Here is a 12,195-nt window from a genome sequence, read left to right on the forward strand (position 1 = left end):
CCCTTGAAACCACCACATCTCCCGGACCTAGGCGAATACTCAGAGTGATGGCTGGGTGGGGCGCCCTGCGCACCGCGAGAGCACCCCGGTGATTCCCGGGCGCGCATCCCGGGCCGGATCGGCCCTCCAGGGGCCCGAATCGCCCCGGTCGGCCCGGTGATCAGGGGTTCGAGCGGCCCGCAAGGCCGGGAAGTAGGGGGCCGGAACCCGGGAAGGGCAGAGGAGGGGGCGAGATGTCGCATTAGTCCCCCGAGAGGGCCTGTCTTGGCCACTCTGGGTAACCGGGGAGGGGGTGCTGGGGCCCTCAAGGCTTGCTACTCGCTGGTAGATGTAATCGGGGGTGTCGCGGAGGTGTGCAGGGTGCCCCCGCCCTCGCCCGTTCCCCGCCGCCAACCCGGCATATGGGATATGACCCCCGGTGGGAGCGCGCGCCGGGCCAGTGAACGCCGCGCCCACCCACTCCCGCCCTCGCCGCCTGCTTGAACCCTCACCCCGTGGGGCGCCGCGCCCGACCGACTGGCCGGTCCCCACCGCCGCCGTCGCTGCCTGCTTGAACCTTCGCTCTGTGAGGCGCCGCGCTCGGGTGAGGCGCTCGACCCCGTCCCTACGGCGTCTCGGAGGAGGGCAGCGGGATCTCCCCGGCCACGGAGAAGTCGTCGTGCAGCCGGAGGAAGAACTTGGTCTCGCCGACGCCTCCGATCTCCTCGGAGGCGATGGCCCTGCTGAGCCCCGGGGACAGAGCGAAGACCTCGTAGGACGTGTCGCCGCGCTCCTCGTCGATCGGCTCCCCGCCGTCGCTCCTCCAGGTGCGGACGAAGGGCAGCCCCTCCTCGGTCCCCCAGGCGGCGATCTTGGAACCGCCGTCGGAGAACTCCAGGCCGGCCACCTCGGGCGGAGCGGAGGCCGGTTCCTCCGCTGCCAAGCCCGGCAGCTCCTCCGGCGGCCCGCCCGCATCGATGCTCCACACCTGGACCGTGCTCTGCGACGCGGCGGCGACCTTGCTGTTCGGGCCGAAGGCCAGCGCGGTGCCGAGACCGCGCGGAGAATCCTCCAGAGCAGGGAGGTCGCGCTCCTCGCCGGTGGCGGTGCTGAGCACGGTGATGCCCCGGTCGCCGGAGACGGCCAGGTCCATCCCGCTCGGTGAGACGGCGAGGGCCTGGGCGCCGGGGGCCTCGACGGTGAAGAGCTCGGCTCCGTCCAGGGCGCCGAACGCGCGCACCTCGGTCCGCCCGTGGTCGTCCTCCAGGATCGCGAAGAGCACCTCCCCGTTGGGGGAGAGCGCGGTGCCGAGGACCTCCGGCGAGGCGCCGACAGGGGCGATGCTGTTCTTCCCGGGACCGTCCGTGCGCCACACGTGCAGGGTGTCCCCGGCGGAGTCCCCGCCGGAACCGTCCTTCCTGCCCCGGGCGGACAGGGCGACGGCGGTCCCGTCGCGGCTCGCGGTGATCCGGTGCCGGTAGTAGCGGTCGGCCTCGGTCAGCACCTGAACGTCGTACTTCTCCGTGCTCGAGCCCGGTCCGGAGGAGAACAGGTAGAGGCCGTCGGAGGTGTTGGCCGCGAACCCGCCCACGCCGTCGAGCAGCGCGATGTCGTGGGTGACGAGGGGAGCCTCCCCCGACGTGTGCGAACCGGACCCGCCGGGCGCCCCTTCGCGCTGCTGCCAGGTGACGTCGCCTTCGTACAGCACCTCCTCGGGCAGGTTCCGGGCCACCATCACCCCGCTGATCACCAGGGACATGGCGATGACCGCCCAGCCCACCAGCCTCTGCCAGGAGGCGTCGCCCTTCGGGGCGGACCGGCCGGGGGCGGGCGCCGAAGAGGCGGGGGCCCCGGCGCGCGGTACCGCAGACGCGCCCTTCCCTGGGGGAGCCTTCGGCGCGGGGGAGGCGTCCCCGGACCGGTCGGCGGTGGTGGGGGCAGGGGCCGGGGAGGACGGTGTTCCGGCGGGTGCGGAGCCCGCTGGGCCGCTCCCGTTCTCGCTTTCGGGCTCCGGTCCGGCCTCCTCAGGCTCCTCCTGCCGCGGGGCCTCCGGCTCCTCGGGGTCCTCCGGTTCTTCCGACTCCTCCTTCGGAGCGCCGTTCCCGTCCGGCCTCTCCGGCTTCTTCTGCCGGGCCGGCGGCTGCAGCGGCCACGGCGGCAGACCGGCCGGGGCGAACGCCTCCGCCTCATCCGCCGCAGAGGGTGCTGCGGCGGGCGCCGGATCGGCCGCCGCCTCCGGAGCGGTGGTCGGGGCAGGGGAGGGGAGGCCGTCCGGCCCGTCGGCGTTCTGCCGGGCGACGTCCTGCCCGGTGGAGTCCCGCTGCTCCTCCGGGCCGTTCTCCTCGCGGAGCTCCTCGGCCCCGGCGCTCTCCTTCTCCACCGGCCTCTCGTCGGTCGGGGCGGGTTCCGCCGGGAGGGCCGCGGTCCGGGCCAGCGTGGTCTGCGCCAGCGTCGGTGCGAGCTCGACCAGCGTCGCCGCGGTCCGGATGACCTGGGTGGCGACGGCGTCGGGGAGCCAGGCGGTGGCGGCCTCCTCGTCGGAGCCGGGCAGCGGAGCGGCGCCCAGCCCGGCCAGGACGGCGTCCAGGCCGGGGCGGTCGGCGGGGTCCTTGGCGAGGCAGGAGGCGACGAGCCCGCGCAGCCCGTCCGGCACCCCGGACAGGTCGGGTTCCTCGTTGACCACCCGGTAGAGCAGCGCGGCCGGGTCGCCCGTGCCGAACGGCTGGCGCCCCGTCGCGGCGAACACCAGCACGCCGCCGTAGGAGAAGACGTCGCCGCGGTGGTCCAGGTCGGCGCCGGTCGCCTGCTCGGGCGACATGTAGCCGGGAGTGCCCAGGGTCTGGCCGGTGCGGGTGAACGACGTCGCGTCCACGGCCCGGGAGATGCCGAAGTCGATCACCTGCGGGCCGCGCGGGGAGAGCAGCACGTTGGACGGTTTGAGGTCGCGGTGGACCAGCCCCACCGAGTGGATCGCGGACAGCGCCTCGGCGAGGCCGGCCGCCAGCACCCGCAGCGAGTCCTCGGGGAACGGGCCGCCGTCCCGCACCGCCCGGTCGAGCCCGGGGCCCGGCACATACTCGGTGGCCAGCCAGGGGGTCGGGCCCTCGGTGTCGGCGCCGAGCACCCGGGCGGTGTAGGGGCCGCGCACCCGGCGCGCCAGCTCCGCCTCCCCGGCGAACCGGGCCCGGAACTCGGTGTCCTCGGCGTACTCCGGCCGCACCGCCTTGACCGCCGCCGGCTCCCCGCCGCCCGCCGGGACGCCGAGGTAGACCACGCCCATGCCGCCGGCGCCGATCCGTCGTAGCAGGGTGTACCCGCCGAGCTCTCGGGGGGCGTCGGGGCGGAGTTCGTACAAGGCGGGCTTTCCGGGGGATTCGTCGCGTTGCTTCCGGAGGGGAGCGTAGCGGATACCCAGTGCACCCGGCGGCGCGGAACCCGGCCGATGGCGGCCAGGGGCGGGAGGAGCGGCCGGGGCCGTGTCGGTCGGGCCCTCTCGGGGCGGGCGGGGTGAGCATGAGGGGTGTGGAGGACGACCTGCTCACCATCGGCCGGTTCGCCCGGCTGTGCCGGGTCGGGGCCGGGAGGCTGCGCGAGTACGAGGAGCTGGGGCTGCTGCACCCGGTCCGGGTCGACGCGGACTCCGGGTACCGGTACTACGCGCGGTCCCAGGCGCGCGACGTGCTCACCGCGGAGCTGCTGCTCGGCGCGGACGTGCCGCTGGCCGTCGTCGCCGACGTGCTCCAGGGGGACGAGCGGACCCGCACCGTGGTGCTCCAGGCCGAGCGGGAGCGGCTGGCCGAGCGGGCCGACCGGGACACCGGGCGGATCGGCATCCTCACCCGGCTCGCCCAGGGCGGGCCGCCCGGCCACGAGGTCGCCCGGGAGCACGACCCGGAGCGCCGGCTGGCCGCGGTGCACCTGGAGTGCGGCCCCGGCGACCTGGGCGCCTGCACCGAGGAGGGGGTGCGGCGGCTGCTCGGCGCGATCGAGGCGGCCGGCACGCCGTGGCTGCCGCCGCTCATCGGCCTGGTCCCGCTGGACCTCGCCGAGGGCATGCGGATCGGCGTCGCCGCGGAGACCGAGGAGGACGAGGTCCCCCGCGGAACCGAACCGGTCGTGCTGCCCGCCGCCGACGTCGCCGCGACCCTGCACGAGGGGCCCTGCGCCCACCTGCCGCTCGCCTACCACGCCCTGTTCACCTGGATCCACGACCAGGACCTGCAACCGCACGGCCCGGCCCGGGAGACCTACCTCTCCACCCCGGGCGAGGACGACCCCGACGAGCGGCTGACCAGGATCGCCGTCCCGATCGAACCGCGCAGGGCGGAAGAGGCGCCGGGGTGACGGGGGAAATATAGGGAGAATATGGAGAAACGGATGAGGGCGACTCCGCCCGATTCCTTTATAGGGGTGAATCGGGCAGGAAAATGCGTTCTCCGGCGTGAAACCGGCCGGGGCGGTAATTTGGCCTCGTGTCCGTTTCCCATGGTCATGAGACCCGGGTGCAGCTCTTCAAGGACTGCCCCGCTTTCGCTCCCCAGCTGCTGTCCGAGTGCCTCGGCGTCGAACTGCCCGAATTCGACCAGGCCGTTCTGCAATGCGCCGACCTCGGTGAGGTCGTCCCGGTCGAGCGGAGAGCCGACGCCGTCATCGGCCTGCTCGACACCGCCCTGATCGCGCGGATCGAAAAGCACGAGAAGACCGAGATGCTGATCGTGGTCGAGGTCCAGAACGGGTTCGTCGAAGAGAAGATCTACCGCTGGGCCGAGTACTGCGGGGTCTCGGCGGACCGGTCGCGCTGCCCGGTCGCGCTCCTCGTCCTCTGCCCGGACCAGGACGATGCCGACCGCTACGACCGCTGGTTCGAGCTGGGGCCGGGATTCCGCCTCAAACCCCAGGTCCTCGGTCCGGACCGGCTTCCGGTGGTGACCTCGGCCGATGACGTCGCCCGCTCCCCGGAACTGGCGGTGCTCGCCCTCGCGGCCCACCCGGACGCCCCCGGCGCGCAGAAGGTGCTGGTGGAGGGTTTGGAAAGGATCGACCCGGGTGATGCCGCGAAATACACTGAGTACACGCTGACCCTCTTGGACGGGAAGGCCCGCGACGAGCTGGAGGAGACCGTGGCCATGGGCACTGTGCGCTATCGGAGCGAGTACACAGACCGGTTCGTGGGAGAGGGCCTTCGGAAGGGTCTTTTCCTGGTTCTGGAATCCCGGGGCGTCGTGCTGTCGGCGGAGGATCGCCGCCGGATCGAGGAGTGCCGAGACCAGGAGGAGATCGAGCGCTGGTGTGGTCGGGCGGGGACCGCTTCCACTGCTGAGGACCTGTTCCGGGAGTGAGTCTGGCCTGGAAAGAGAGGGGCGCATCCGTGTGTGCTGTGCGTTATCGGAGCAAGTACACAGACGGGTTCGTCGAGGAAGGCGTTCAGAAGGGCCTTCGAGAAGGGCTTTTCCAGGTGCTGGAGCTGCGGGGTGTCGTGCTGTCGGTGGAGGAGCGGCGCCGGGTCGAGGAGTGCCGCAGTCCCGAGGAGATCAAGCGCTGGTACGCCCGGGCGGTCACCGCTTCCACCGCTGAAGAGCTGTTCCAGGACTGAAACCCGGCCGGTGCCTCCGGCCGTTCCGGGTCAGGTCGGGAAGGGCCACTCCGGGATCGGCAGCCGCCAGCCGCCCTCGGCCTGCTCCTCGCCGATGCACGGGGAGGAGGCGCTGATGGAGAACTCGCCGTCCTCCCCGGAACCGCCGTGCACGGAGAGTTGGAACTCGTCGTTCCGGTCGCGCACGGAGACGAAGGGCTCGTCCGGGCGGAGGTCCTCCTGGACGGTGTAGCCGTTGATGCTCCAGTGGGTGACCAGGGCATCGACGGCCTCCTTGCTCTCCTCGGCGGGGAGGGAGTCCAGCGAGTACCTCTTGGCGACCGCGACCAGGTCGCGGTCGGCGCAGGGGGAGCCGACGGCCGATTCCGCGCCCCCCGGTTCCATCTCCGCCCCGCCGGGGAGGGCCGCGACCGCGTCGGCGAGGTGCTTCTCGGCGAGTTCGCCGGCCCGCGCCTCGTCCAGGCCGTCCTCCCGGGGGGCGAAGGGGAGGTCGATGCCCAGGCGCGGTGCACCGTAGACGACCAGGGCCACCAGGACCGCCGCGAGGGCGAGTCTCGCCGGCCAGCGCATTCTTCCCACTCCCTACCTGCTTCCACCCGGCCGGGAGCGGCCTCGCCCGCGCACGCCTCGGGCACACCGGAGGCCTTCCCGGCATGCTGCGCAAGCGGGGCTTTCGCAGCCGTCCGGGAGGGGCGGCGCGAGGGTGCCGGCGGGGGCGCCGGCGTGAGCGGGGTGGAGGCGCCGTGCCCGGTGGAACGGGGGCGCCGTGCCGGGGCACCCCGCGATCCTTCCGGTGTTCGGTTCTCGTGCCTGGGACGCTACTCTCCGCTGAACAGCCCAAAAAGACCCAAGTGGACCCAAGTTCGCCCGAGTTTCGGCCGGTCGGCGTGGGCCCACGGCGCGCGGGCCGGGGCCTCCCCGCCCGGACCGCCGGGCGGGGAGGCCCCGCGCGCTCAGGCCGCGCGGCCGTCGACCAGGTGCAGGTGGGAGCCCTTCCAGTTGCCGCGGAGCCAGCGGTCGTGGCTGGCGACGACGACCGCGCCCGGGGCGCTCTCCAGGGCCTGCTCCAGCTCCTCGGCCAGGGCCAGGGAGATGTGGTTGGTCGGCTCGTCCAGCAGCAGCACCTGCGGGCCGGTGGCCAGCAGCAGCGCCAGGGCCAGGCGGCGGCGCTGGCCGACGCTGAGCGCGCCCGCCGGGCGGTCCAGGTCGGCCGGGGCGAGCAGGCCCAGCTCGCGCAGGGGCGGGGCGTCCGACCCCTCCGGGAGCGCCGCCGCGTAGATCTCGCGCGGCGTCCGCTCCGGCCGGGGGAAGGCGACGTCCTGCTCGAGCAGGGCGACCCGGGCGCCGCCGAGCCGGTGCACCTCGCCGCCGGGGCCCGGGGGCAGCCGCCCCGCCAGCACCGACAGCAGGGTGGACTTGCCCGCGCCGTTGGGCCCGGTGACCAGCAGCCGGCCGTCGACGGGCAGGTCCAGGCGGTCCAGCCGGAGCCGGCCGGGGACCTCCAGGCCGCGGGCGGTCAGCGCCATCCCGGCGTCGGCCGCGGCGCCGGTCAGTGCGGCGGAGAACTCCAGCACCGGCGGCGGCCTGCGGACCTGGTCCCGCTCCAGCTCGTCCAGGCGCCGCTGGGCGTTGCGCACCCGGCGGGAGACCTGCTTCTGCACCCGGGCGCCCTTGAAGTCGTAGTGCATCTTCGAGGTGTTGCCCATCGGCCGCCCGGGCGCGACCCGGCGGGCCGTGGTCCGCACCGCCTCGCGCAGTTCGCGCAGCTCCTCCTGCTCCTCGTGGAACCGCTGCTCCCAGCGGGCCCGCTCCTTCCGCTTCTCCTCCAGGTAGTAGGTGTAGGCGCCGCCGTAGTGCACCGGGCCGCCGACCGCAGGGTCCAGGTCGAGCAGGCCGGTGCAGACCGCGTCCAGGAAGGCCCGGTCGTGGCTGGCCAGGACCACCGCCCCGGGCAGCGCCGACAGGTACTCCTCCAGGAAGAGCACCGCGCCGTCGTCCAGGTGGTTGGTGGGCTCGTCCAGCAGCAGCGCGCGCGGGCGGCGGATGAGCAGCGCGGCCAGGCCGAGCCGGCTGCGCTGCCCGCCGGACATCGACCGGAGCGGGCGGTCCGGCTCGACGCCGGACAGGCCCAGCCCGGCCAGGACCAGCTCGGCGCGCTGGTCGGCCTGCCACACGTCCAGCGCTTCGGCCAGCTCCAGCGCCTCGGCGTAGGCGCGGGCCGGGCCGGGCGCGTCCGGGGCGGCGTTCACCGCCTCGGCCTGCGCGGTCAGCTCGCGCTCCACGGCGCGGCTCGGCGCCAGCGCGTCCTCCACGATCGCGCCCAGCGGGGTCTGCTCCGGGTAGGGCGGCTCCTGGTGCAGGAAGCCGGTGTCGCTCGGCCGGGCGATCGTGCCCGAGTCCGGGTCGAGGGCGCCGGAGAGCAGGCCGAGCAGCGTCGACTTGCCGGAGCCGTTCTCGCCGACCAGGCCGAGCCGCCGCCCGGGGGCGACGTCCAGCGACACCCCGTCGAGCACCGGCCGGCCCTCGAAGGACTTGGCGAGGTCGCGGGCGCGCAGCAGCGGTGCGGGGCCCGCACCGGACGGGGCGCCGGCGGTGCGGGTGGCGGGGGTACGGGACAAGGGCGTCCACCTCCGAGGCGGTTCGGGGCGGGTCGCGAGTGCCAGGGGTCCTCGGCGGCGGGCTCGGGCCGCCGGGCGCACACGGGAGTGCGCCGGACCGCTGCATCGAGACCGCGCCGGTTGGGATCTGGCGGAAAGGGACGCACCGGGAGGGGCCTGGCTCCAGCCTGGTGAAGGGCGAGCCGCCGCGCGTCCCGGTGCGTGGTCTCGATGGTCAGTTGCGCACGGACCGAAGAGTACGACGGCCCCCGGCGGAAGTGCAAAGGTTTTTTCCGGCTCGCGCGCCGCCGGCCGCGGACCACTCCGCGACCTGCGGGAGCGCGGGTGCGGAGGGCGGACCGGAGGGGCTACGGTGGCGACCGCTCGCAGACCCAGGGGAGAGGACCCGACGTGTTCCGCAGACCGCAGGCCAACCTGATCGTGCTCCGCGACATCGATTCCGCGGTGGAGGCGCTGCGCGAGGCGCTGGCCGCCGCCGACCCGGCGGAGGAGCCCGGGCTGCTCCGCGCCCTGGCCATCCTGGAGCAGGAGACCGACCCCGACCCGCGGCTGCGCTGGACCCGGCAGGTCCTCGCCGACGCCGGCATCGACCCGCGGGAGAAGAAGGTGCACGCGGTCAAGGCGGTCCGCGACGCCCTCCCCGGGCTCTCCCTGCAGCAGGCGGTCGACCTGGTCGAGAAGGCCGCGGCGGACGGGGCCTGAGGGGCGGGCCGTCGGCGCCTCGGCGGGGCGGTTTGTACACGGTGGACTAAAGTGACGTGGATCACTCCGGAATGAAGTCTTGTCGAACCGGGGCGGAACCTGCATTGATGGGCCCCTGACCCTGTCGACCGGACGGATGGGACCCCCGACCATGTCCGAAGTGGCGAGCAAGAGCGGTTCGGCCGGAGGCGCCGGCGGCCTCCTGAAGGTGCTGGGGCGCGGGGACGTCCTGGCGCTGGCGTTCGGCGCGATGATCGGCTTCGGCTGGATCGTGCTGACCGGCGATTTCATCAACGCGGCGGGGAGCCTGGGCGCGGCCTTCGCCTTCGTGATCGGCGGCGTGGTCATCGCGTTCGTCGGGTTCACCTACGCCGAGCTGGTCTCGGCGATGCCGCATGCCGGCGGCGAGCACCACTACGCGCTGCGGGCGCTGGGCGGCCACGGCGCGTTCGTCGCCTCCTGGGCGATGGTGCTCGGCTACGTCTCGGTGGTGGCGTTCGAGGCCGTCGCGGTGCCGCAGACCATGCTCTACCTCTTCCCGGACATGGGCGCCGGGCGGCTGTGGACGGTCGCCGGGTACGACGTGCAGGCCAGCCTGGTCGCGCTGGGCGTGCTCGCCGCCGCCGTCATCACCTGGCTGAACTACGTGGGCATCCGGCCGGCCAGCGTCTTCCAGACCGTCGCGGTGCTGTTCCTGCTCGCGGCCGGCGCGGTGATGGTCGTCGGCGCGTTCGCCGGCGGCTCGGTGCAGAACATGGAGCCGATGTTCACCGGCGGGGCCTCCGGCGTCTTCACGGTGCTGGTCGCGGTGCCGTTCCTGTTCGTCGGGTTCGACGTGATCCCGCAGTCGGCCGGCGAGGTGAAGATCCCCTACCGCCAGGTCGGCACGCTGCTGGTGGTCTCGGTGGCCTGCGCCGCCGGCTGGTACGTGCTGATCATGCTCACCGCCGGCGCCGGGCTCGACGCCGAGGGGCTGGCCGGGGCCGAGCTGGCGTCGGCCGACGCGATGGCGGCCATGTGGGACAGCAGGGCGATGGGCAACGTGCTCGTCCTCGGCGGCATCGCCGGGCTGCTGACCAGCTGGAACGCCTTCCTGATCGGGGGCAGCCGGCTGCTCTACGCGATGGCGGAGTCGCGGATGCTCCCGCGCTGGTTCGCCAAGGTGCACCCGAAGTACCGGACGCCGTCCAACGCGGTGCTGTTCATCGGCGCGCTGTCGCTGCTGGCCCCGCTGTTCGGCGAGGCGATGCTGGGCTGGCTGGTCAACGCGGGCGGCCTGAACATCGTCCTCGCCTACGCCGTGGTGGCCCTCTCCTTCCTGCTGCTGCGCCGCCGCGAGCCGGGCATGGAGCGGCCGTTCCGCGCCCCGGCCGGGCCGTTCACCGGCTGGACCGCGCTGCTGCTCAGCCTCGGCCTGCTGGTGCTGTACCTGCCGGGCATGCCCGCCGCGCTCTCCTGGCCCTGGGAGTGGACCATGGTCGGCGCCTGGTGGCTGCTGGGCGCGGTGTTCATGGCCCGGATGCCGCGGACCGCCCCCGGGGCCGACGCGGAACGCCGGCTGATCGCCGCGGTCGAGGCCCGGAAACGGGCGCGGGGAAGGGGCTGACGTCGGGGGACGCGAAAAACCGAACCTGGTTCTAGTCGGGGCGGCGCGGGGTCGGTAAGGTTCCGCACATGGATCTGAATGGAGTTGCCGCCGTCGTCTCCGGCGGTGCGAGCGGGCTCGGGGAAGCGACCGTACGGCAGCTGGCCGAGGCCGGGGCGACCGTGGTCGTCGCCGACCTCAACGCCGAGCGCGGCGAGGCCGTGGCCAAGGAGGTGGGCGGCGTCTTCGCCGCCACCGACGTCTCCGACGAGGCCCAGGTGCAGGCCGCGGTGGACGCCGCGGTGGCCACCGGAAAGCCGCTGCGCGCGGCGGTGTCCTGCGCCGGCATCGGCTGGGCCACCCGGACCGTCAACCGGGACGGCGTCCCGCACGACCTGGCCAGCTACAAGAAGGTCATCGACGTCAACCTGATCGGCACCTTCAACCTGCTGCGGCTGTCCGCCGCGGCGATGGCCAAGACCGAGCCGGTCAACGAGGACGGCGAGCGCGGATCGATCGTCAACACCGCCTCGCTGGCCGGGATCGAGGGGCAGATCGGGCAGATCGCCTACTCGTCCTCCAAGGGCGGCGTGATCGGCATGACCCTGCCGGCCGCGCGCGACCTGGCCGCCATCGGCGTCACGGTGAACACCGTCGCCCCGGGCATCCTGGACACCCCCATCTACGGCCAGGGCCCGGAGTCCGAGGCGTTCAAGGAGCGCCTGGCCGCGCCGGTGCCGTTCCCCAAGCGGCTGGGCACCGCCGACGAGTTCGGCCGCCTGGTCCGCTCCCTGCTGGAGATCAGCTACATCAACGGCGAGGTCGTCCGGATCGACGGCGGCCTGCGCATGCCGCCCAAGTAGCGAGGGGGACGCATGGCGGACACGACCGGAGCCCCCGCCGAGGAGGCGGTGCTCTACGAGGCGGCCGACGGGGTCGCCGTCATCACCATCAACCGGCCCCGGGCGAAGAACGCGGTGAACGCCGCCGTCGCCCAGGGCATCGCCGACGCCCTGGACGACCTGGACTCCCGGGACGACCTCACGGTCGGCATCATCACCGGCGCGGGCGGCACCTTCTGCTCCGGCATGGACCTCAAGGCCTTCATGAAGGGCGAGGTGCCGGTGGTGGAGGGGCGCGGCTTCGCCGGGTTCGCCCAGCGCCCGCCGCGCAAGCCGCTGATCGCCGCGGTGGAGGGCTACGCCCTGGCCGGCGGGTTCGAGACGGTGCTCGCCTGCGACCTGGTGGTCGCCGCCGAGGACGCGAAGTTCGGCATCCCCGAGGCCAAGCGGGGCCTGGTCGCCGCGGGCGGCGGGCTGCTCCGGCTGCAGCACCGCATCCCGCGCAACATCGCGATGGAGTTCGCCCTCACCGGCGACTTCGTGGACGCGCCGCGCCTGGCCGAACTGGGCCTGGTCAACTCGGTGGAGCCGAGCGGCGGCGCGCTGGACGGCGCCAAGCGGCTCGCCGCGCGCATCGCGGAGAACGCCCCGCTCGCGGTGGCCGTCTCCAAGCAGGTCGTCAACGAGTCCGAGGACTGGTCCACCGAGGAGATGTGGACCAGGCAGGACGCCATCACCGGCCCGGTCTTCGTCAGCCACGACGCCATGGAGGGCGCCGCGGCCTTCGCGGAGAAGCGGAAGCCGAACTGGAAGGGCGCCTAGACGCCCGCGGGGGAGGGGGCCGGGCCCGCCCCTCCCCCCGATGATCTTGACGTT

The 12,195-nt window shown here is 73.9% G+C and carries 10 protein-coding genes; 7 read left to right on the forward strand and 3 right to left on the reverse strand.

Going from position 1 to position 12,195, the window contains the following annotated elements:
- Positions 1 to 604: 604 nt before the first annotated feature.
- A complete protein-coding gene (locus tag D459_RS36500) occupies positions 605 to 3,334 on the reverse strand; it encodes a WD40 repeat domain-containing serine/threonine protein kinase (protein ID WP_051065323.1) in 2,730 nt (909 codons plus the stop codon).
- A 158-nt stretch (positions 3,335 to 3,492) separates the two neighbouring features.
- Between D459_RS36500 and D459_RS0105985 the strand changes: the two genes are divergently transcribed.
- The 3 genes from D459_RS0105985 (at position 3,493) to D459_RS35800 (ending at position 5,572) form a co-directional block, all read left to right on the forward strand.
- Positions 3,493 to 4,323 (forward strand): MerR family transcriptional regulator, encoded by an 831-nt coding sequence (locus tag D459_RS0105985; protein ID WP_026120091.1) that lies wholly within the window; start codon positions 3,493 to 3,495, stop codon positions 4,321 to 4,323.
- Between the two features lie 158 nt (positions 4,324 to 4,481).
- Entirely contained in the window at positions 4,482 to 5,318 is an 837-nt protein-coding gene (locus tag D459_RS0105990; protein ID WP_017592089.1) for a hypothetical protein, read from the forward strand.
- A gap of 116 nt (positions 5,319 to 5,434) precedes the next feature.
- Positions 5,435 to 5,572, forward strand: coding sequence for a hypothetical protein (locus tag D459_RS35800; protein WP_017592090.1), 138 nt, complete (start codon positions 5,435 to 5,437; stop codon positions 5,570 to 5,572).
- Between the two features lie 30 nt (positions 5,573 to 5,602).
- Here the strand turns inward: D459_RS35800 and D459_RS0106000 are convergent, their stop codons facing one another.
- Together D459_RS0106000 and D459_RS0106005 are read right to left on the reverse strand one after the other, a co-directional pair.
- A complete protein-coding gene (locus tag D459_RS0106000; protein ID WP_017592091.1) occupies positions 5,603 to 6,142 on the reverse strand; it encodes a hypothetical protein in 540 nt (179 codons plus the stop codon).
- Positions 6,143 to 6,525: 383 nt separating this feature from the next.
- Entirely contained in the window at positions 6,526 to 8,190 is a 1,665-nt protein-coding gene (locus D459_RS0106005; protein WP_017592092.1) for an ABC-F family ATP-binding cassette domain-containing protein, read from the reverse strand.
- Positions 8,191 to 8,580: 390 nt separating this feature from the next.
- Between D459_RS0106005 and D459_RS36735 the strand changes: the two genes are divergently transcribed.
- From D459_RS36735 to D459_RS0106025, 4 genes are all read left to right on the forward strand, one after another.
- Positions 8,581 to 8,892 (forward strand): hypothetical protein, encoded by a 312-nt coding sequence (locus tag D459_RS36735; RefSeq protein ID WP_017592093.1) that lies wholly within the window; start codon positions 8,581 to 8,583, stop codon positions 8,890 to 8,892.
- 151 nt (positions 8,893 to 9,043) lie between these two features.
- Complete coding sequence (locus D459_RS0106015; RefSeq protein ID WP_017592094.1) at positions 9,044 to 10,498, forward strand: APC family permease; 1,455 nt, start codon at positions 9,044 to 9,046, stop codon at positions 10,496 to 10,498.
- A gap of 68 nt (positions 10,499 to 10,566) precedes the next feature.
- Entirely contained in the window at positions 10,567 to 11,340 is a 774-nt protein-coding gene (locus tag D459_RS0106020) for an SDR family oxidoreductase (protein ID WP_026120095.1), read from the forward strand.
- Between the two features lie 12 nt (positions 11,341 to 11,352).
- Positions 11,353 to 12,141 carry a crotonase/enoyl-CoA hydratase family protein gene (locus D459_RS0106025; protein WP_017592096.1) on the forward strand — a complete coding sequence of 263 codons (789 nt, stop codon included), beginning with the start codon at positions 11,353 to 11,355 and terminating at the stop codon, positions 12,139 to 12,141.
- Positions 12,142 to 12,195: the final 54 nt, after the last annotated feature.

Source organism: Nocardiopsis potens DSM 45234 (genome assembly GCF_000341105.1).
GTDB lineage: Bacteria > Actinomycetota > Actinomycetes > Streptosporangiales > Streptosporangiaceae > Nocardiopsis_A > Nocardiopsis_A potens.